The sequence below is a fragment of the Mesorhizobium sp. M1A.F.Ca.IN.020.06.1.1 genome, assembly GCF_004023265.1.
GTDB lineage: Bacteria > Pseudomonadota > Alphaproteobacteria > Rhizobiales > Rhizobiaceae > Mesorhizobium.
The window spans coordinates 12,589-32,030 of sequence record NZ_RZSR01000001.1; the positions used below are offsets into that span (position 1 = coordinate 12,589).

The 19,442-nt window shown below is 62.2% G+C and carries 32 protein-coding genes; 24 read left to right on the forward strand and 8 right to left on the reverse strand.

The window, feature by feature from the left end; all coding sequences use genetic code 11:
• Positions 1-81 precede the first annotated feature (81 nt).
• The 7 genes from EOA60_RS00100 to EOA60_RS00130 form a co-directional block, all read right to left on the reverse strand.
• The gene (locus tag EOA60_RS00100) at positions 82-390 is read right to left on the reverse strand and encodes a hypothetical protein (RefSeq protein ID WP_127334939.1); all 309 of its coding nucleotides are present in this window, start codon (positions 388-390) and stop codon (positions 82-84) included.
• Positions 390-815: a hypothetical protein gene (locus EOA60_RS00105; RefSeq protein WP_127334940.1), complete on the reverse strand. Its 426-nt coding sequence runs from the start codon at positions 813-815 to the stop codon at positions 390-392. Before EOA60_RS00105 ends, EOA60_RS00100 begins: the two co-directional genes overlap by 1 nt.
• Complete coding sequence (locus EOA60_RS00110; RefSeq protein ID WP_127334941.1) at positions 805-1,509, reverse strand: hypothetical protein; 705 nt, start codon at positions 1,507-1,509, stop codon at positions 805-807. The genes EOA60_RS00105 and EOA60_RS00110 overlap by 11 nt, the downstream gene beginning before the upstream one ends.
• Positions 1,506-2,408: a helix-turn-helix domain-containing protein gene (locus EOA60_RS00115; protein WP_127334942.1), complete on the reverse strand. Its 903-nt coding sequence runs from the start codon at positions 2,406-2,408 to the stop codon at positions 1,506-1,508. The genes EOA60_RS00110 and EOA60_RS00115 overlap by 4 nt, the downstream gene beginning before the upstream one ends.
• Positions 2,405-2,644, reverse strand: coding sequence for a GIY-YIG nuclease family protein (locus tag EOA60_RS00120; protein WP_245322469.1), 240 nt, complete (start codon positions 2,642-2,644; stop codon positions 2,405-2,407). Before EOA60_RS00120 ends, EOA60_RS00115 begins: the two co-directional genes overlap by 4 nt.
• A gap of 140 nt (positions 2,645-2,784) precedes the next feature.
• Entirely contained in the window at positions 2,785-2,994 is a 210-nt protein-coding gene (locus EOA60_RS00125; protein ID WP_127334943.1) for a hypothetical protein, read from the reverse strand.
• 94 nt (positions 2,995-3,088) lie between these two features.
• Positions 3,089-3,640, reverse strand: coding sequence for a hypothetical protein (locus EOA60_RS00130; protein ID WP_127334944.1), 552 nt, complete (start codon positions 3,638-3,640; stop codon positions 3,089-3,091).
• Between the two features lie 280 nt (positions 3,641-3,920).
• On the opposite strand from EOA60_RS00130, the gene EOA60_RS00135 reads away from it, so the two are divergent.
• The 22 genes from EOA60_RS00135 (at position 3,921) to hisD (ending at position 16,993) form a co-directional block, all read left to right on the forward strand.
• Positions 3,921-4,538: a helix-turn-helix domain-containing protein gene (locus EOA60_RS00135; protein ID WP_164748194.1), complete on the forward strand. Its 618-nt coding sequence runs from the start codon at positions 3,921-3,923 to the stop codon at positions 4,536-4,538.
• A 609-nt stretch (positions 4,539-5,147) separates the two neighbouring features.
• Entirely contained in the window at positions 5,148-5,984 is an 837-nt protein-coding gene (locus EOA60_RS00140) for a hypothetical protein (protein WP_127334946.1), read from the forward strand.
• Positions 5,981-6,292, forward strand: a complete 312-nt coding sequence (locus EOA60_RS00145) for a hypothetical protein (protein WP_127334947.1) — start codon at positions 5,981-5,983, stop codon at positions 6,290-6,292. The genes EOA60_RS00140 and EOA60_RS00145 overlap by 4 nt, the downstream gene beginning before the upstream one ends.
• Before the next feature lie 2 nt (positions 6,293-6,294).
• Complete coding sequence (locus tag EOA60_RS00150) at positions 6,295-6,480, forward strand: hypothetical protein (RefSeq protein ID WP_127334948.1); 186 nt, start codon at positions 6,295-6,297, stop codon at positions 6,478-6,480.
• Positions 6,477-7,583: a hypothetical protein gene (locus tag EOA60_RS00155; RefSeq protein WP_127334949.1), complete on the forward strand. Its 1,107-nt coding sequence runs from the start codon at positions 6,477-6,479 to the stop codon at positions 7,581-7,583. Before EOA60_RS00150 ends, EOA60_RS00155 begins: the two co-directional genes overlap by 4 nt.
• Before the next feature lie 2 nt (positions 7,584-7,585).
• Positions 7,586-7,996, forward strand: a complete 411-nt coding sequence (locus EOA60_RS00160; protein WP_127334950.1) for a hypothetical protein — start codon at positions 7,586-7,588, stop codon at positions 7,994-7,996.
• A complete protein-coding gene (locus EOA60_RS00165; RefSeq protein ID WP_095825844.1) occupies positions 7,993-8,247 on the forward strand; it encodes a hypothetical protein in 255 nt (84 codons plus the stop codon). The genes EOA60_RS00160 and EOA60_RS00165 overlap by 4 nt, the downstream gene beginning before the upstream one ends.
• Positions 8,244-8,459 carry a hypothetical protein gene (locus EOA60_RS00170; RefSeq protein ID WP_127334951.1) on the forward strand — a complete coding sequence of 72 codons (216 nt, stop codon included), beginning with the start codon at positions 8,244-8,246 and terminating at the stop codon, positions 8,457-8,459. The genes EOA60_RS00165 and EOA60_RS00170 overlap by 4 nt, the downstream gene beginning before the upstream one ends.
• A complete protein-coding gene (locus tag EOA60_RS00175) occupies positions 8,444-8,680 on the forward strand; it encodes a hypothetical protein (RefSeq protein ID WP_127214617.1) in 237 nt (78 codons plus the stop codon). The genes EOA60_RS00170 and EOA60_RS00175 overlap by 16 nt, the downstream gene beginning before the upstream one ends.
• Positions 8,677-8,895, forward strand: a complete 219-nt coding sequence (locus tag EOA60_RS00180; RefSeq protein WP_128310999.1) for a hypothetical protein — start codon at positions 8,677-8,679, stop codon at positions 8,893-8,895. The genes EOA60_RS00175 and EOA60_RS00180 overlap by 4 nt, the downstream gene beginning before the upstream one ends.
• Complete coding sequence (locus EOA60_RS00185) at positions 8,895-9,074, forward strand: hypothetical protein (RefSeq protein WP_127214613.1); 180 nt, start codon at positions 8,895-8,897, stop codon at positions 9,072-9,074. Before EOA60_RS00180 ends, EOA60_RS00185 begins: the two co-directional genes overlap by 1 nt.
• Positions 9,074-9,472: a hypothetical protein gene (locus tag EOA60_RS00190; protein ID WP_095825840.1), complete on the forward strand. Its 399-nt coding sequence runs from the start codon at positions 9,074-9,076 to the stop codon at positions 9,470-9,472. Before EOA60_RS00185 ends, EOA60_RS00190 begins: the two co-directional genes overlap by 1 nt.
• A complete protein-coding gene (locus EOA60_RS00195) occupies positions 9,465-9,719 on the forward strand; it encodes a hypothetical protein (RefSeq protein ID WP_128311001.1) in 255 nt (84 codons plus the stop codon). Before EOA60_RS00190 ends, EOA60_RS00195 begins: the two co-directional genes overlap by 8 nt.
• 234 nt (positions 9,720-9,953) lie before the next feature.
• The gene (locus tag EOA60_RS00205) at positions 9,954-10,235 is read left to right on the forward strand and encodes a hypothetical protein (protein ID WP_127334955.1); all 282 of its coding nucleotides are present in this window, start codon (positions 9,954-9,956) and stop codon (positions 10,233-10,235) included.
• Positions 10,236-10,315: 80 nt separating this feature from the next.
• Positions 10,316-11,131, forward strand: a complete 816-nt coding sequence (locus tag EOA60_RS00210) for a glycosyltransferase family 25 protein (protein ID WP_095825836.1) — start codon at positions 10,316-10,318, stop codon at positions 11,129-11,131.
• A gap of 220 nt (positions 11,132-11,351) precedes the next feature.
• The gene (locus EOA60_RS00215; RefSeq protein WP_127334956.1) at positions 11,352-11,792 is read left to right on the forward strand and encodes a MucR family transcriptional regulator; all 441 of its coding nucleotides are present in this window, start codon (positions 11,352-11,354) and stop codon (positions 11,790-11,792) included.
• Between the two features lie 159 nt (positions 11,793-11,951).
• A complete protein-coding gene (locus EOA60_RS00220; protein WP_127334957.1) occupies positions 11,952-12,263 on the forward strand; it encodes a hypothetical protein in 312 nt (103 codons plus the stop codon).
• Positions 12,264-12,487: 224 nt separating this feature from the next.
• The gene (locus tag EOA60_RS00225) at positions 12,488-13,654 is read left to right on the forward strand and encodes a tyrosine-type recombinase/integrase (protein WP_127334958.1); all 1,167 of its coding nucleotides are present in this window, start codon (positions 12,488-12,490) and stop codon (positions 13,652-13,654) included.
• 314 nt (positions 13,655-13,968) lie between these two features.
• On the forward strand, positions 13,969-14,145 hold the full coding sequence (locus EOA60_RS37265; protein ID WP_095802509.1) for a hypothetical protein: 177 nt from the start codon (positions 13,969-13,971) through the stop codon (positions 14,143-14,145).
• A 142-nt stretch (positions 14,146-14,287) separates the two neighbouring features.
• Positions 14,288-15,580, forward strand: a complete 1,293-nt coding sequence (gene murA / locus EOA60_RS00230; protein WP_066993783.1) for a UDP-N-acetylglucosamine 1-carboxyvinyltransferase — start codon at positions 14,288-14,290, stop codon at positions 15,578-15,580.
• Positions 15,581-15,658: 78 nt separating this feature from the next.
• On the forward strand, positions 15,659-16,090 hold the full coding sequence (locus EOA60_RS00235; RefSeq protein ID WP_066993786.1) for a DUF2948 family protein: 432 nt from the start codon (positions 15,659-15,661) through the stop codon (positions 16,088-16,090).
• 9 nt (positions 16,091-16,099) lie between these two features.
• On the forward strand, positions 16,100-16,993 hold the full coding sequence (hisD, locus tag EOA60_RS00240) for a histidinol dehydrogenase (protein WP_128311002.1): 894 nt from the start codon (positions 16,100-16,102) through the stop codon (positions 16,991-16,993).
• A gap of 2 nt (positions 16,994-16,995) precedes the next feature.
• Here hisD and EOA60_RS00245 read toward each other — a convergent pair whose 3' ends face one another.
• Positions 16,996-17,343, reverse strand: coding sequence for a hypothetical protein (locus EOA60_RS00245; RefSeq protein ID WP_067329908.1), 348 nt, complete (start codon positions 17,341-17,343; stop codon positions 16,996-16,998).
• 198 nt (positions 17,344-17,541) lie between these two features.
• On the opposite strand from EOA60_RS00245, the gene EOA60_RS00250 reads away from it, so the two are divergent.
• Together EOA60_RS00250 and EOA60_RS00255 are read left to right on the forward strand one after the other, a co-directional pair.
• Positions 17,542-18,837: a Xaa-Pro peptidase family protein gene (locus EOA60_RS00250; RefSeq protein ID WP_095801245.1), complete on the forward strand. Its 1,296-nt coding sequence runs from the start codon at positions 17,542-17,544 to the stop codon at positions 18,835-18,837.
• 322 nt (positions 18,838-19,159) lie between these two features.
• A partial coding sequence (locus EOA60_RS00255) for an isochorismatase family protein (RefSeq protein WP_128311004.1) occupies positions 19,160-19,442 on the forward strand: 283 nt, incomplete at its 3' end.

The window sequence follows — 19,442 nt, forward strand, 5'->3', positions numbered from 1 at the left end:
TCCTCAGGTAGATGCCGCGACACGACACGCGCGGGATTGCGCGGCCGCGAAAACGGCGGATGAAACGGGAAAGGAAGGAGGTCATTGCGCTTGTTCGCCGTATTGTTCGGCGACGATGGCGCCGACGACCTCGTCGACGTGGTCGTCGCTCCACCACTTGCTTTTCTTGGCGCCGATCACCTGCCCCTGCGCCGAGCGCGGCGTGCCGTAGGCCAGACATTTGCCGAGCCCAACTCGACGGGCGTCAGGGAAGGCGATGATCAAGGCTTCCATGGCGAGATGACGCGCGCGCACGCCGAGTTCGCCGGCGCACACCGCAAACGGATCCTCTCGGTGCGGCCGGCAGGCCATTACGATGGCAAGGGCAATCTGGTCGGCTGTCGGGAACATCAGATGATCCCCGCCGCAAAACGGTCGGCAGCGCGAAGGGCTTGACCTATGAGCATGTGCATCATCTCGGACTGCGACCAGATAGGAGACCGAAGGGATGCGGCCTCGGCCAGGATCACGCCGTGAAGCATGTCGAGACTTGCCCGGTACCAGTGCTGGCCGAGATGGCAGTTGGCGAGAGTCCGCTCGGCACCAAGCACTATGGTGCGCGCCGCAGCGAGCCCCGGCGTCCAGACGACATGCGCGAAATGTAGCCTCTCCCACCGGCCGGGCTGGAGCTGAGGGAGATGCGCTTCGATGTTCTCGGCCGTCGCAAGCCGGAAGACGCCCGGGTCGGCCTCGAACCCGACGGCGCAGACCGCGGCATGGCCGGAGTTCTTGCGCCGATCGACCAGATTGCGCGGCATCGCGATGTCAACCGGCATTGTTTTCCTGCTCCTCACGCCGGCGACGTTTCTCCTCGCGCTTGCGTTCCCTCCGAAGTTGGTCGATCTCCCGAACGGTCTTGCGCCGGAAGCTCCGGCTGGTGCGGACGAGGCCAAACTCCTTCTCGATGCCGACAAGGATCTGGCCCAGGACGCGGCTCTTGACGTCGTGCAACGCCTGCCTCGACATGACCTCGACGCGGTGCCGGTCCCAGACGCGGGTGCAGAACTCGACGCCGTGGCCGCCGGCATGCGCCAGGAACGTCCGCTTGTAGCGCTGCGCGTCTTGCCCTTGCCGCCCTGCCCGCACGAAGCGGAGAAGGTCCATGATGTCGACCATGCGATCGGCGGCCGACTGGTGAACCACGATGCGAACTTCGGTGTTGTCGTACTGTGGCATCCCGTCGGCCATGCGCGACAGCTCGCGCACATAGGCCTGATGCTCGGTCTCTCGCGACGAGGGCATAGCCGATCCGACCTTGGAGACCATGCGGCGTTCGAAGTCGGGCATGTTTCGGGCCGTGTCGACGGCGTCGCCAAACAGTATCCAGAGCAGGTGGCGCGGCGTGGGCAGGCCCCGCCTGTTCTTGGTGAAGAAGATGTCCTCGGCATGCCGCATGTGCTCGATAAAGCGGTCGATCCGCTTCTCCAGCTCGGCGGGCGTATCGAGAAAAAGGCGCTTCATCTTCATCATGCCCGAGCCGCCGAAGCAGTATCCGTTACGGTTCCGGATGTTGCCAAATTGGTTACACGATTGGCAAGCGAAAGATCATTCGGCCAACGTGTTTTCCGTAGGATGCGACGACACTTAATCGTGCTTTGCACGCCCGGCTCACCATAGTGGCGGCGGATCGAGCCCAGCCATGCGCCCCACTCGGGCCGCTCGGGGGTGATCACGAAATCCCCGTCCTTGTCGATGGGTGGCGCGCCATGGAACTCGAGGAAGAGCTGCTTTTTCAGGAAGGGGATCATCATGGGCTTTTCCTTCCGAAGGATCATGGTTGTTCGATAGGTCCCCGCCGTCGCAACCGCCAGCGCCTTGCCGTCAGCTTCAAGGCTTGCGAACGTCTTCGCAGCCGCTTCCCGGCTGTCCGGTCGCATCTTCTCTGGCCATGAGGACCACAGCATATCGAAATCCCCTCCGCCCGGCGCGTCAGCGCGCCCTGGAGGTTCTCTTACTGGTTCCCTTACAGGGTTAGTGTCCGGATTCCGGACTCGGCTATAGGCATTTTCCGGACACGGCTCGCCCTCTTTTCCGGACTCGGCCCCGTGTCCAGATTCCGGACTCGGCTCCACCACATCTTCTGCCGTGACGAAATCGGCCTCGAACGCGAACCGATAGCGCGTGTTCTCCTGCTGTTTGGTGCGGGGGTTGATATGCTGCTCCCGGCGGATTAGGCCGGTCAGCTCCAGGATCTTGAGATGCTCATTGAGCGCAGAGCGCGACATCTCGCAGTCATAGGCGAGCTTGTCTTGGGACGGGAAGCAGCCAAGGTCGGGGTTGTGGCGGTCGCAGAGATGCCAGAGGACGATGCGCGTGGCAGGTTTGAGCCCGCGCTGGGTTATGGCCCAATTTGTGGCGGCATGGCTCATGTTGGCAGTGCCTCAACTGCCGCGACCGCGGTTTCAACCGGGCAACTATACCACTCGCCAGACAGGTGCCATTTGGCCAGGGCAATGTGGGTGAGCCGCTCAGCGTCCTGATGGTCTGCGAAGTGCCGCTGGAACACCACCACCGCTTTGATGGCCTTGTTGCGATTTACGGCCTTGCAGCGGCGGGTGGGATCGGTCGACATCCCGATCTTGACCCCGCCGTGCTCAGCCGTCATCACATACACGAAGGCCCGATCCTCGCGGACCGGTCTCGGGCCATGCTTACGAATTATCGTCATGTCGCTCTCTCAACTGCGAGGAGCGGCAATCCTACAAGCTACAAATGGTATTGCCGTTCAATGCGGTAGTTCATTGCCTATCCAATCGACGCCAACACCGCCGACAGGATTTGTTTAGTCATGGTAGGACCGACGTTTTCTCCCAGATATGCCGCTGCAGCCACCAGATGCACAGTTGCACTTCGCTCGGCGGCAGCCGATCCAATGCTCCTTGCTGTATGACAAAACCCGGCCATAACTGTCTTTACTTCACCGTTTACCGCCTGCCCGCCGTCAGTCTGCTTCATTTTTATTAAACCTCCTGGGAATGTTTCAACCTGAAACATCCGTGCGGACCTAAGGCGGAAGTAATTGGCGGAGGAAATCACACCTCCGTCAAAATCAGCCCCTGTTCGAAGCTTTCGCGATGACGGCTACAGGTTCGTTAACCGGCTCCACATCGGAGCCTGCCTTTTGGCACAAACGGTTGTAGCGGCCGAGGAGGTCGAAGATGGCTTTGCCGTTCCAGTTGGAAGCGGTGCCGTACCAAGCATCCCTCACCCGCCAGTGGCCACGCGGATAGCCCAGCGCGTCACAGGCAGCGTTGATCTGAGCTTTGATGCCCATACCTGGTTTGATAGTTCCGGCGGCTTTGAACACCACCTGTTGTAGCTCTGCAGCAATATCCTGCATCGATTCCTCACAAAAAACAGGAGAAGGAACGACGACCCATCGGGATTCTCGGATGCCTTGTCGGACACATCCAACAATTTCCCCGCCATCATCGCGACAACCGCAAGGGGAATGCCGATGGCCCATGACGATGATTGCTGGAAACCGCTTGGAGTTGCGGCTTGGGAAGTTGTTGAACGCGCCGACCAATTTCGGACGGAACGAGGAACCGTGTGGATCGTATCTCGGGTCAAGCCGAAGTCCGGCACTGTGCAACAACATCTGCCGCCTCCCTGCCCAACCAATGGTTTGCGTTCACCTCACCGTCGGTCATAACGACGATGCGGTCGAGATATGGTTGCCTGGGCATCCGGCCGGCCTCGTACCGATCGACTGTCAGCCGCGTACAGTCGATCATCCGGCCCACGTCGGCAGTGCTTAGATTGCGTTCTTCACGCCACTTCGTCAGTTGATGCAGGTTTTCCATGGGCGGGTTTTGTCACCAATTTGGTTACAAGTCAAGGCTTGTAACCATTCTGGCACAGTTTCGCAGGAAATCGTTTTGAGCTACCGCATTGATATGGCGAATGGAATTAAGCACTTCCGGGAGAAAGCCGGGCTCACCAAGGCTGAGCTTGCGCGTCGCGTTGGCACCACAAGGCCCCAGATGGGCCGCCTCGAGGAAGAGGATGGCCCAAACGGCCGGAAACTCACGTTGAAGTGGGCGGAGCGAATCGCGCCGCACCTCAATGTCAGGCCGGAAGAGCTTATGTTTCCGGAGCTTGCGGCGATTGACGTCAGCAAATTCAACCAGGTGTTCGAGATCGCCGGCGGCAAAAATCAAACGCCAGGCCTCGTGCTGGATCCTGAGTTTCTGGCCCGGATGCTGCCGAACTCAACGGGCCACAACCTCCGGTTCATGATGGTCGACGCCTACCAGGCCAATGGCATTGTTGCCAAAGGGGATGCGCTTGTGATCGATCTGGACGACAACACCCCCAATCGACCCGGCATCTTCGCCCTAGAGATCGCCGGCGCGGTGCAGTGGCGCTACCTTTCGCCCACGACGGCAGGCGCCGTCCAGGTCCACAACGACAACCCCGCGGCGGTCAACGAAACCGTCCAGCCGAAGGACTTGAAGGTCATCGGACGCGCCCGGCTGAGGATTTCCACACTCTGATCTGCATTTTTTTTGCGCGAGATGTAACCAATTTGGGTACAGCTCTTGCAAAACGTACCAAATCGGTTACGATCCTATTCACGCAGAAGGATCGCTAGACCGATGGCCCAGTTGCCCCTGGTTGTATTTTCCCATCATGCCTCGCGGTCATGTGTTGAGTATCTGCGTGTTCCCGGCCGGGCCGGTGTGACCCCCCGCACCATTCGCCCGCACCAGCTCGGCCGGGTTCTCCCAATCTAAGCAGCACTGCGCCCCGCGACCGCTTCGTCGCGCCCATTGCGTTGCCAAAATGGTTTCACGTGTAACACAAAAGGAAACAGACGGATGACGGCGGACCAATATGCATGGTGGCGTCAGGCCTTGAAACTGGCGGGCGGATATCGCGAGCTGACCAACGATCAGCTGCTCCTGCTCGCCCCTTCTGCCGACAGCCCGGAGTCAGGATTTTTCAGGAACCGTCCATTCAAGGATGCGCCCCTGGTTCCTGTTGCCATTTGGCGCGACGCATCGGGCAATGTCATCTGCCTGCAGGGCGGCAAGGAAGCGGAGGCCGATAGGGTCTGGAACTATGCTTGCCGCAACCCGATCACCGAAGCGCTCTATCATTCGGTGCTGGCCGGCGAGCCTTGGCCAGATGAGCCTCCGTCGGTTTCGAAGGAACACAACCTCCCGGCCAAGACCGGCGATCTGCACAAAGACCTGACCCTTGAGCTGGCCGCCGAGAAGGAGACGGTCGAGGGCTTCCTCAAAAAGCCGATCAGCACCCAGGAGCAGGCCGATCAGGCGGGCGTCTGGGCAAAGCGGCTCGCCGGAATCGCCACCAAGGCGGACGAACAATTCAACGTCGAGAAGCGTCCTTGGCTCGATGGCGGCAACGCCGTCGATGACAAATGGCGCGATCTGCGGACCGATGCCAAGGACCTCGCCAAGAAGCTGAAAAAGCATGGTGAGGCGTGGCTGAAAGAACTGGACCGCCTGGAGCAGGAGCGCCAGCGCAAGGCTCGCGAGGACGCAGATCGCATTCGGCGCGAGGCAGAGGCGGCTGAGCAGCGGGCGGCCGACGTCGCGCGCGCGGCCGAGGAGGAGAAGGCTCAGCGCGAAGCCGACACTTCACCCGGCCTCGCATCTTCGTTCGCACAGGAGAGCGACCAGGAGGCCCGGCGGCTCGAAGCCGAGGCCGAGGCAAGGCAGTTGGCCCAGCGCGCAGCGGAAGCCGCACGCGAGGCCCAAGCCCGTCCGGTCTTCGCTGGCAGGACCGGCGCCAAGATGTCCCTGCACACCTATTGGGTCGCGAACATCACCGATTACGACGCGCTGGTTGTGGCCTTGAAAGACGAGCCGGAGGTCCGGGAGGCGATCGAGAAGATCGCAGGCCGCATCGCGCGCAACAAAGACGCCGCCCTGCCGGCCGGCATGGAGCGGGTTCCAGACAAGAGGGCAGCATGACCGACCAGAAGATCGTCGCCGTGAAATTCGGCGAGAGCGACAAAACCTACGACTATTTCGCCGGCGCCTTCGACGTGGCTGTCGGCTCCCGCGTCATGGTGCCTGTTCGCGGCCGCGAGACGTCCGTCACGGTCGCCGAGATTAAGGATCATTCCGACGCCGCCAAGACAGCCATCCTCGCAATCGACGTGCGCACCGACGAGCAGCGCGCCGCCAAGCATCCTAACGGCCGGCACCAGTGGTCGCCCGACGGAACGCTGCTCGACGAGAACGGCAACCGGTCGTTCTTCGACGACGTGGACAAATAGCTATGCGCTTGGTCCGCGTTGCCATCGTCATTTTCTGGCTGCCCGTGATGATCAGCGCCGCTTGCAGTCGGCTCTTCCGCGAAGTCCCCGCCGCTTTCTGGTTCGCGTGGAACGACATGTGCATCGAGCAGGACGAGATGCGCCGGACCTGGCGCGCCAACAGCTTCAACCCCGAGGATTGGAAATGAACGAACGGGCTCAGGTACCGGCCCTTATGGTCGGCGGCGCGATCAGCGCCATAATCCCTCAGTCGATCGAGGAAACGTGGCGTCTCGCCACCATGATCGTCGAGGCCGGTCTGGCGCCACAGGCGCTTGTCGGTCGCGAACCGGCCGAGGATGCCGGCGACGACGCCTGGAAGCGTTGGGGCAAGAAGGGCACCAGCGCCGTGGCCATCGTCATCATGTCCGGCGCGGAGCTCGGCCTGCCGCCCATGGTGGCGCTGCGCAGCTTTACCGTCATCGGCGGCAAGCCGGCGCTTTACGGCGACGGACTGATCAACGTCGTTCGAAAGTCGGGCAGAGCGAAATCGGTCGAGCTGGGCTATCTGCGCGATGCGACGAAAGAGGCGCTCCTCAATCTCGGCCTGCACAAGGACGTGGTTGCCCAGATGAACACCGTCGACGAGCGCACCATCGGCTGGTGCAAGGCGGTGCGCTCCGACACAGGGGAAATGAAGGTCGAGGCCTATTCGGTCGCGGATGCCAAGCAAGCCGGCCTCTGGGACGAACGTCCGACCCGTCGCGGCAAGGTCTGGAAAAACAATCAGCATGTGTGGGACGACGTGCCTAACGATTCCTCCTGGTTCCGCCATCCCAAGCGGATGAAGCAATGGCGCGCAGCTGGTTTCTGTCTGCGCGAGCTATTCGGCGACGTTCTTGGCGGCGTGCGAGACGAGTTCGAGGCCCGCGAGATCGCCGGCGATCTGATCGAGCACCACGACGACGAGCCGGCACCCAGGGCGAGGCTTACCCCGCCATCGCCGCCACCGGTGCCCAGCCTCGACGCCGTCGACCCTATCCCCGAGAACGGGTTCGACAAGGATGTCGAGGGCATGCACGACGGCGCAGAAGCCGCCGAGGAGGAGCAACCAGCGGCCTTCGACTACGGCAAGTTCTTCGAGGATTTCCAGATCGCCCTTCAAGGTGCGAAGTCGACCGCGGCTGTGGAGGAAATCTGGACCGAGTTCGACGTCGAGGATCAATTCCACGACGACGAGAGCAGTCGCCAGCTGGCCGACAAGATCAAGGCGCGGAGGCTCGCTGCGCTCGCTCCGCCGAGCGCGGGCTGATCATGGCCGGCCGGATCGCATTCCTTCCCGACCACGGCGCCCAGGTGCTCGGTCCGCCCGAAAACTGGCGGCCGCGCGCGCTCAGCGTCCGCGAGAAGCTTGAGATCGTCGTGCGCCAAGGGGGCAAGGAGCCCAGCGGCGCGCGGCTCAACCCGCTCGACGGTGTTCAGTTCGATCACGATCCGGCGTTGCAGCGGCGGCGCTGGGACCCAGAAGCGCATGACACCATCCCGCCATCGTGCGCGCTCGACTACATCGTGGCGCTGAACAAGCCCACGCATGGCGTCAAAACACCGGTCGACCAACGCGAGATCGCGAAGACGAAGCGGCTCGAGGGACGGACCGGAAAGGGTAAGCCGAAACGGAAGATCCCGAGCCGGCCTTTCCCGAAGCTCCACAGGGGTTTTCGATGAGGCGCGCCAGCTACGCCGAGCTCGCCGTCACGCCTGGGATGGTCTTCATTGCGGACCGCTGCCGGCCGGACCTGCCGAGCGTGACCAACGATGCCGAGCGCGTCGTCGAGCAATGCCTGGCCGCCTATGGCGAGCGTCGCATCATCTATCGCGACAGCGGGGGTGAGTGGGGCGAGCTGCTGCACACGGGCATCCAGTTTCGGGGCTTCGCGCCCTACGCCGACCTGACGCCCGACGAGGAGGCAGCATGAGCGAGCATGATCCACGCAAGGCGGCATGCAAGGGCGCGGCCACCAGGTCGACCCGCTGCGGCATGGATCACATGGAAGAATGCCGGGCCTGCCACATGGAGGTGGACTGGGATCTCATGAACCACCCCTTCATCGGCTTCAAGGCGAGCTGCGGCTACATACCCTTTACCCCTGACCATAACGAGGAGACTTACCCATGCCTAACGAAGTAGCGCACCCCCCGAGGATTTCGGACCTCCAACTGCGCATCGCCCAGGCGCAGACGCAGGCGAAGATGGACTTGCTGGAGCGCGCCAACGAATCCCTGACGTCCCAGCTGACGACGATCTTCGACGGCATCGGCCGCAACGAGCAAGTCGAGCTGATCTATCCGAACGGCGAGGTGGTGCTGATCACCAAGGCGCGGCCTCGTAGAGGCGAAGGCGGCGAGTGATGCCGATCATCTCCGTGTATGTCGACGAGATGACCGCAGCTCGCATGAAGGCCATTTCCGCCGAGAAAGGCCGGTCGGTCGAGGACCTGGCGGAGTGCGCCGTCTCCGAAGCCGCGCTCAATTATTTCCGGCTTGCGCCGGCCGACTCGGATCCTGGTCGCGCCGACGGCGGCGCGAACATCATCACCACGCACGCCAACATCGCGGGCACCTGATGAGCACGTTCTTCCTGGCCGCCGGCTTCATCATCATGCTCAGCGCTTGCGGCCGGCGCGCCTACCTCGATTTCACCGGTCGATGGGTGCCGATCGAGGGATATGTCTTCGGCGCGATAGTCGGGTTCATCGGCGCGCTGCTGATCCTGATAGGCATTTTGCTGGCGGCGGCGCCCTGATGGAAACTCCAATTGGACATGTCCAAAAGCAAAAGAGCCCCGACGAGGCGCTGACGCAGCTCTATGAGCTGCTGGCGGCGAAGAACGCGCCAAAGCCGGGAAGCTTCACCAGCCTGAACGAGGATCAAAAGCGGGAATATTTCCGCCTCGCCCGGCGGCGTAGCCGGGCGAGGGTGCGCGCCGCCCCCTCGGTCGCTGCCACTGCAGCCAACATCAATCAGGCGCTCGCCGACGCGGCGCTGATGATCCTCGCCACCGATGCGCCCGGCGCCGACCAGGTTCGCAAGGTGCTCGCCACGATCTTCGAGCAGCGCCCGGGCGTGCCGATCTCGATCGAGACCAAAGCCAAGGGCGGGAAGCTCAAGACGAAACTCATCGCGAGAGCCAATGATGTCTGAGCGGATCTTGGCGGCGATGGAGACCGCGGAGCAAAAGGCATGGGACGCCCTCGCCCGCTACAAGTTCTACATGTTCGGCTACCACGCGGCGCATTGGGTCAATCTCAACCGCATTGGTGAATTCAAACGCGAAAACCCGTTTGGAGACTTAGTGAAGATGGCCCGTGGGTACCGACCCATGCCGATCACCGCGACTTCCTCGATCGAACTTCCATCCTCAATTGCCGAACAAGGATCGCTACTATGAGCGACATCCAAGAGTTAAAAAGAGACCAGCTCCTGGCGGAGATCGGTCCCGACGTCGTCACGGCCGAGATGCTGGCCGAGCGAGTCGGCATCTGCACCCCGCACCGTATATCGCTACGTGCGCCAATTGCGTGCGGCTGGCCACAAGATCCTTTCGGGGCCTGGCTTCGGCTACCTGAGACTCGAGCGCGCTCCGGAGGCACAGCCATGAGCCTAGCCGCCGGGCGAAACTGAGATGTTCTTCATCGACTGCTGGTCGGTCGGTCTCGACGATATCCCGCGAAAGCAGATCACCCCCGAGCGCATACTGACGATCCTCCAGCGGGAGGGCCGTTTCAGCAATTTCGAAGCCACCGCCAACCGAGCGATCACGGCGATCGTCAATAGCAACCTCGTCGAGACCTACAGGCCGGCGAGCCTCAAAGGGAGCGACGGGTACCCTTGGACCTATGTTCGTCTCACCGAAGCAGGCCTGCGCGTCATAGGGGCCGGCGCGCCACGACCTGATCACAAATAGGCTCAAGCATTCGTGATCCGCCTTTGTTGCGCGGTTCAAGTAAGGGATCGACCCGCAACTGGTGTCGAATAACAACCTCCATGAAATCTTACATCATCAACCTGGACCGCAGCCCGGGCAGAATGCAGCGCATGGCTGATCGTCTCAACTCCATCGGAGCAGCCTTTGAACGAGTGCCGGCGGTGGACGGGCGCCTGCTTAGCGACGCTGAGATTGCGGACGTCTACAAGCCCATAGCTGGCGTGGCCGCGATGACGCCGGAAGAGGTGGGCTGCTTCCTGAGCCATCGAAAATGCTGGGAGCGGATCGCGTCGGGTCCGGACGCTTACGGCTGCGTTTTCGAAGACGACATGTTGATATCCAAGCGGGCCGGTCTGTTCCTGGTCGAGGAGGCCAGCTGGGTTCCTCGCGACGCGGACCTGGTCAAGGTCGAGACAGTCGTCGGAAGGGTGTGGCTGGACCGCACCGTACTTGCGCTGCGCGACGGCTTCGAACTGGCGCGCTTGCGGAGCTTCTCTTTTGGGTCCGGCGGATACATTCTATCGAAAACTGCGGCCGAGCGCCTGTTGGCGATGACCAGGGTATTCTCGGATGCGGTCGACCATGTGAAGTTCAACCCCGCCTGCGGGATCGCCGGTAGTCTGAAATCCTATCAGATGATCCCGGCTCTGAGCGTTCAAACGCAGAGCTTCTATCCCAAGGGTTCCCCTTTGATCGAAGTGCCGGCGCTCGCCGTGCACAGCGATCCTCGCTTTCCCGGGAACTTGATGGAGAAGCCGTGGCTGCAGCGAAAGGTCTTGCAGGCGCTCCGTCGGCTGGGACACACGCTGCGCCGCCATTGGCGAACCGAGGTCATGTTTGCCGATCAAACAGGTGCTTTCTGCAGCAAGACCTAGGGAAAATTAGACCGCCTTTTTTGCTTGACATTATTGTAACCGAAATGGTTACACTGAGCACCGATTTGGTAGCAAAGAGAAGCAGCATGAGCAGTTTGCCAGCAATGATGGAAATCGATCTCCTCGAGACGCCGGCGCCAATCGGGCAAGCGCGCCCGTCACCAGGTCGACCCGAGGCGATCTGACCTCGACGACACAACCCCTACCACGGAGAGTAAGCATGGAAGACAAGAACTACATCGAGTTAACGGCCTCGATCGTCTCGGCCTATGTCGGAAACAACCCGGTGCAAGCCGCGCAATTGCCGGAGCTGATCGCATGCGTGAACGCCGCTGTGCGCAAGCTTGACGGCCCGGCGGTCGTCAACGCGACCGCACCGAAGGAGCCGGCCGTCCACCCCAAGAAGTCGATCCATCCCGATTTCATCATCTGCCTGGAAGACGGGTTGAAGTTCAAATCGCTCAAGCGGCACTTGATGACCGACCACGGTCTTACGCCCGCCGCTTACCGCGCGAAGTGGGGTCTGCCGGCGGATTACCCGATGGTGGCGCCGAACTATTCCGCCACGCGGTCGCGGCTGGCGAAGGCCTCTGGCCTCGGCCGGCATTCCAAGGTGCCGCCGATCCGCACCAAGACGCCCGCGCGCCGCGCCTTCCAGTAGGCGCGCCATGAAAGTCACCGCCGTCATTGAGCGACTTGCGAAGGGCGATTCCCTGCGCCTCGGCTTCTCCAGTGGCCAGAGGCGGTGGTGGTTCGAAGGACCTTACCAGGTCGTGCCAGAGCATATCTTCACGCGGCGGTGCACGACGGGGCTGTCGCCGTGATCGAGGCCGGCGACAGCCTGTTCGGCTTCAAGGGAAATTCGCAGACCTGGCTGGTCGAGGATGTTCCGATGCACGGTGACCCCTGGGCCAGCTACGACGCCTGGAAGCCGACACCGCCCGATTGGGTGATGCCCTTCCACACCCGTCGCTACGCCGACGAAACCCGTTGGCGCATGCACCGCGATCTCGGGCGACATTCGTTCTTCGACGGCGACGAGTCCGAATACGAATCTGCGAGGAATGGGACGAGCTGGCGCGCATCGATGCGCACGAGCGCGCGCCCGAGGAAGAAGATTTCGAGGAGATGACTGCCGCGACCGGGAAGAGCCATGAATGACCAGCCGCCCGAAGTGCTGACCATGTCGCAGACACCGGAATACTGGTCGTCGCGTTTTCGCGACAAAGGGTTGCGCATGTCCGCCAGGTCGTTGCGCGAGAAGGCGATCAAGACGGGCCTCTGCTACTGTGTCGACAGGCAGGTGCTGATCTCGCCGCGGCAGATCGATGAGTTGTTTTTGTGGAGTAAAGCGTCATGCCGCTCACGATCTACAAGCGCGGCCGGTTCTGGTGGCTCACCGGAAGGGTCCCAACCCGGCAAGGCGAGCAGCGCGTACACGAGAGCACTGGCGAAACTGACGAAGCCAAAGCGAACAAGGTCCGCCTGAATCGCGAGCTGCGTGCCCAGCAGGAAATCGATCTCGACCCAAAGGACTTCTTCACCTTCGCCCAAGCCGTCGAGGCCTATCTGCAAGCCGGCAAGAGCGAGAGCTACATCCAGAAGCTGCTCGAACATTTCGCCGACACCAGGATCTCGGACATGACCGGATCGGGCGTGCGTGCCGCCGCCAAGGTGCTGTACCCCGGTGCTGCTTACACGACATGGAACCGGCAGGTGATCATCCCCACCCGGGCCGTCATCAATCTCAGTGCCGATGACGGCAAATGTCGAGAAGTGGTGATCAAAGGGTTCAAGAAATCGGACAAGGACGTCCGCCGGCCGAGCACCCCGCCCAAGCGCGCGGTCGACCGTTCCTACATCGACACATTCCGGGAGCACAGCGACGACCCCCGAATCAGCGCCTTGATGCTATTCATCTACCAGACCGGCGCCCGTGTCTCGGAGGCGATCGCGCTTGAGGATGATTCGCCTGATGTCGACCTGGTGAACCGCAAGGTCATTTTCCGCGACACGAAGAATGGCGAGGACGGCGAGGCCGATCTAACGGTCGAGATGGTCTACGAGATCCAGGAACTCCGCCAGTGGAAGCGGGAACGCTTGGCCGCATGGGAGGTGCGCGTACCCTGGAAGAATAGGCGCTCAGGCCCACGCCACAACGGCCGTGCCGCTAAGAAGCCGAACACCCGCCTGTTCGGCTATATCCAGCGCGGTTCGGTCTACAAGGACATCAAGCGCATCTGCGAAAAGGCCGGCATCCCCTATCTTGGCACCCATCAACCCGGCCGTCACAGCTTCGCCACCGAGATGATCGTGCGCAACGGCGTCGACATCGCCACCACGGCAAACAAGGGCCGTTGGAAAACGAAAAAGCTCCTCCTCGAAAACTACACCCACGGCGAGGGCAAGGGCGTCATCGATAAGGTCTTCGGGAAGAAGAAGCCGCGCAAGGCGGCGAACGCTGGTGACAAAGCAACCAAAGTGGTTACGAGACCTTACACCAGCCGAAAACGGCCTGCCTGATAACAATCTGATTTTGCTAGAAAAAGGGCCGCGTTTCCATCTTGGTTGCGCCCTTACCAAGGGAGTGCTCTACCACTGAGCTACCGCAGCCTGCGATGGCGGCGCTTCTGCCATAACGAACCGGCAAGCGCAAGGCCAAGAAAACCTTAAAACGACGCATGCCTTCGTGCGAAATCGCTGCGCGGTTTTCCCGCGGCATGTGTCGAATGCCGCGGCTGTGGAAGCCGCTTGCGAGCAGGCTTCGATGACATGGCGGCGCCACAATGTTAACTATGCCTGAACCACAGCCGGCTATCCGCCGGCGAGGACCGGCGATGAACGACAAGCCAAATCCGCCGAAAAAACGCGACGGCGAGCGCAAGGACCGGCTGGCCGAGGCGCTGCGTGCCAACCTGCAGAAGCGCAAGGCGCAGGCCCGTTCGCGGCGGGATGGCAATCCTGATGATCGGCCGGAAGGATTGCCGACTGCTGGAAAAATGCACAAGGACTAACCGAAATCAGCCACACTGGCCGATCACACTCGGTCCACAGATGGGGAAATCCTATTTCTTGAACCGCACCGGCCGATAGTCTAGAGCCGGATATACTCAACCGATTGAAACCGGCCCGTCCGGGCCGAGGGGACGTTCTTTCATGGATCGCATCAGAATTGTCGGCGGCAATAAGCTTGCCGGAAGCATTCCGATTTCGGGCGCCAAGAACGCGGCGCTGCCGCTGATGATCGCCTCGCTGCTCACCGACGACACGCTGACGCTCGAAAACGTGCCGCATCTGGCCGATGTCGAGCAACTGATCCGCATCCTCGGCAATCACGGCGTCGACTATTCCGTCAACGGCCGGCGCGAGAAGCAGCAGGAGGGCTATTCGCGCACCATCAATTTCTCCGCCCGCAACATCGTGGACACCACCGCGCCCTACGAGCTGGTGTCCAAGATGCGCGCCTCCTTCTGGGTTATCGGCCCGCTGCTTGCCCGCATGGGTGAGGCCAAGGTGTCGCTGCCGGGCGGCTGCGCCATCGGCACGCGCCCGGTCGACCTCTTCCTCGAAGGCCTGCAGGCGCTGGACGCCGAGCTCGACGTCGACAACGGCTATGTCGTCGCCAAAACCAAGAACGGTCGTCTCCACGGCAACCGCTACGTGTTCCCGAAAGTGTCGGTCGGCGCCACCCATGTGCTGATGATGGCGGCCTCGCTCGCCAAGGGCGAGACGGTACTCGAAAACGCCGCCCGCGAGCCGGAGATCGTCAATCTCGCCGAATGCCTGATCGCCATGGGCGCCAAGATCCACGGCGCCGGCACCTCCACCATCACCATCGAGGGCGTCGAGGCGCTGTCGGGGGCGCGCGTGCGCGTCATTCCCGATCGCATCGAGACCGGAACCTATGCCATGGCGGTGGCGATGACCGGCGGCGACGTGGTGCTGGAAGGCGCGCGCCCCGACCTGTTGCAGAGCGCGCTCGACGTCATTGCCGAGACCGGCGCCGAGATCACGCCGACCAATGCCGGCATCCGCGTCAAGCGCAACGGCGCCGGCATCGCACCGGTGGATGTGACGACCGCGCCCTTCCCCGCCTTCCCGACCGACCTGCAGGCGCAGTTCATGGGCCTGATGACGATGGCGAAGGGCAAGTCGCGCATCACCGAGACGATCTTCGAGAACCGCTTCATGCATGTGCAGGAGCTTGCCCGCCTCGGCGCCCACATCACGCTGTCCGGCCAGACGGCGATCGTCGACGGCGTCGCCAAGCTGAAGGGCGCGCCGGTCATGGCGACCGACCTGCGCGCCTCGGTGTCGCTGGTCATCGCAGGGCTTGCCGCCGAAGGCGAAACCACCGTCAACCGGGTCTACCACCTCGACCGCGGTTTCGAGCGCCTGGAGGAGAAGCTTTCCGGCTGCGGCGCGGTGATCGAGCGGATTTCGGGCTGACAAAGCGCCTCGGTTGCGCAGAGCGGAAAGACCGCATAACAGAAGATTGACTAATCAACCTTCAGGTGCGCATTCCGCATGGCCCTCAAGCTCATCGCGCTCGACGACCAGGATCTGAGCATCATCTCGGCCCACGTCCAGGACGCCGTGATGAAGGTCTCCGACCTCGAATACCTGCCGGCGGCCAAACGTTTCGTGCTGACCATGAACCGCTTCGTCTGGGAGGCGAGGTCCGGCTTCTTCCGCCAGCACAATGAACGGCGCCAGTGCGTGCTGCATTTCGACCGCGTGCTCGGCGCCAAGACCAGCGGCATCGCCCGCGACAAGCCGGCGGAGATACTGTCGCTCTTGGCGGTCAGCTTCGTCGCATTCAGCAAGCCGGCCGGCATCATCGAGCTGGTTTTTTCCGGAGGCGGCACGATCATGCTCGACGTCGAGTGCATCGAGGCGCGGCTCGCCGATGTCGGCGGCTCCTGGGAAGCCACCTCGCGCCCGGTTCACAGGACCTGAGCACCGACGATGGCCATCACGCTTAGCCAAACCGACGCCGATTTCGAGCTGCGTTTTTCGGCATTCCTCACCACCAAGCGCGAAGTGTCGGCCGACGTCGAAGCGGTGGTGCGCGACATCGTCGCGCGCGTGCGCGCCGAAGGCGACAAGGCGCTCATCGACTACACGCTGAAATTCGACAAGGCCGATCTCAGCAGGCTCGGCATCGCCGTCTCCAGGGCCGACATCGAAAAGGCATACGCCGCGGCCGACCCAGCCACAGTCGAGGCGCTCGAATTCGCACGCGACCGCATCCGCTCCCATCACGAGCGGCAGAAGCCGAAGGACGACCGCTACACGGACGCCGCCGGCGTCGAGCTCGGCTCGCGCTGGACCGCGATCGATGCCGTGGGGCTCTATGTGCCCGGCGGCACAGCGAGCTATCCGAGCTCGGTGCTGATGAACGCCGTGCCGGCCAAGGTCGCCGGTGTCGAACGCATCGTGATCGTGGTGCCGGCCTCCGGCGGCGTGATCAATCCGCTGGTTCTGGTCGCGGCCGACCTTGCCGGCGTCTCCGAGATCTATCGCGTCGGCGGCGCGCAAGCCGTCGCCGCGCTCGCCTATGGCACCGAGACGATCCGGCCGGTCGCCAAGATCGTCGGGCCGGGCAATGCCTATGTCGCGGCAGCCAAGCGCCAGGTGTTCGGCAGCGTCGGCATCGACATGATCGCCGGGCCGTCGGAAGTGCTGGTCGTGGCAGATGCGGACAACGATCCGGACTGGATCGCCGCCGATCTGCTGGCGCATTCGACGCTGATGGTGCGCGATGTTGCGCTGGCCTGCGGTTTTGCTTCGATGTCGAGTTTCGCGCGGGCTTTCAAGGAGGAGCATGGGCAGGCGCCGAAGGCGATGCGGCGGCGGTAGGATCAGAGTTCAACGTCCGGTTTGCCAGTTTCCGACCGGACTTTGACAGGCGGCGATTTCTCGGCGGCGACGTTGGGCCTTGCCTCTTCATAGGTCGCCGCGACATCCCAGATCACCCCTTGGCGATTGGAAGAAGGCGGAAGGTCCAATGTCGGGAATGCTTTGTTGATTTTGTTGATAGCCCAAACCAATCCGACGATAATGCCGAAATATGCCGCCAGACATGCGAGCATGGTTGTGTTGCCAAAATCGTCGGCCAGCCAATGCAGAATCGGCTGAATATAGGCCAGAAGGCAGAAGCTGAAAAAAAGCAGGATGTATAAGGGGCCAAGCGCTATTCGATAATCCACGGTGTGGTCCGCAATACCAGATTATTCAGCGACTTTACCACAAAGTCTCAAAGCTGATGAGGCATCGAGCAGAATTTTAGCGGTTGCAGTTCCACACGGCCAGCGGCATCCGGCACAGCATGAGCGGCTTTCCGCACAATACCTTCTCCCCTCCTGCGCCATGGTCGGCATTTACAACCTACTCAAGGCCAGGCACCCATGAGCATCGTCGTTTTCGATCCCGACAGCACCGAGGATGTGGACTTCAAGGACCGCATGCGCCATCCGGCCGCGGCCGATCCCGCCGGCGGCATGTGGCTCTCCGACACCGAGCCGTCCTTCATCGACGCTGACGCTCTGCGCAAGGGGCGGCTCGCCAAACTGCGCGCCTGGATGCGCGAGGCGGGCTATGGCGGCGTCGTGCTGTTCGACCCCTATAACCAGCGCTACGCCACCGGCTCGCGCAACATGTTCGGCTATTTCCTGCGCAATTCGACCCGCTACTTCTTCATCCCGACCGATGGGCCAATCGTGCTGTTCGAATATCCGCAGAGCTACCATGTCTCGATGGTGCTCGACACGATCGACGAGGCGCGTCCTTCCAAGCTCGTCTGGTCCTCCGTCTCCGGTCGCGACGACGAGACGGCGGGGCCGTTCGCCGACGAGATCACCGAGCTTCTGAAGAGGCATGGCGGCGGCTCGATGAAGCTCGGCCTCGACCGCTGCAGCCATCTGCAGGCGGTGGCTCTGGAAAAGCGCGGCTGCGAGGTGAAGGACTGCCAGGGCGAGATTCTTGCCGTGCGCGCGGTGAAAACGCCGGAGGAGGTGAGATGCCTGCAGGCTTCCATGGCCGGAGCCGAAGCCGCGGTGGCCGCCGTGCGCGAGGCGATCAAGCCCGGCGTTTCCGAAAACGAGCTCTTCGCCATTATGTATCACGAGGTGATCCGCCAGGGCGGCGAGTTCATCGAGACCCGGCTGCTGACTTCAGGACAGCGCACCAATCCGTGGTTCAACGAGGCGAGCGGCCGCAAGATCAGGCCGGGCGAGCTGGTCGCGCTCGATACCGACACCATCGGCTGCTACGGCTATTATTCCGACTTCTCGCGCACCTTCCGCTGCGGCCCGGGCAAGCCGACGCCCTACCAGAAATCGCTCTACCGCATGGCGCACGACCAGGTGCAGCACAACATTTCCATCGTGAAACCCGGCATGGCCTTCCGCGAGATCGCCGAGAGGGCCTGGAAAATCCCGGACCGCTTCGTCGACCAGCGCTATACCTCGGTCATGCACGGCGTCGGCATGCATGGCGAGACGCCCTTCATCGCCCACGCGATGGATTACGAGACGTACGGCCGCGACGGCATGATCGTGCCGGGCATGGTGGTGAGCGTCGAAAGCTATATCGGCGAGAAAGGCGGCCGCGAGGGCGTCAAGCTGGAGGACGAGATTCTTATTACCGAAACGGGGACCGAGCTGCTTTCGCGGTTTCCTTATGAGGATGAGTTTCTGGAATGAGCGGTTTGATGCCGATACGCTCTGTTGGAGCCGCCCATACATTGTCGCAGGCGTTCGAGATTGGCCGCCGCACTCATGTCGTCGTCATCCTCGGGCGAAGCAAGGAGCGAAGCGACGCGGCGCAGGCCATAGGATCCATTCCGTTACGTCGGAGCGCCGCAACGGTGCAGAATTCTGTTAGGCCGAACTCTTCGATCAAGGTAACGGAATGGATTCCAGGGTCTTCGCGACGCCGCTTCGCGGCTGCTTCGCGCTGGAATGACGAAGCTGATACGCTGCGGCACATTCCGACGCGCCGCGGCACCCCTTCGAGAGCATCCGCATGAAATCCCCCATTTCCATCCGGCGCGGCACGGTGGCCGCGGTGTTCATCGATCTCCAGGAGGAGCATCGCAAGGACAAGCGCTATCTGGTCGAGGGCTTTGCCGACATCCTCGCCAACGTCCAACGCCTGCAGGAGGCGGCGCGGCGGAATTTCGTGCCGCTCTATCATTGGGCCTATATTGTCGACCTCGCCGAGGCGCGGCCGTTCCATCCGCTCGACGAGAGCGGCAAGTCGGCCTTCTCCGACAAGGACGATCCGCTGACGGCGATCTGCCATGAAG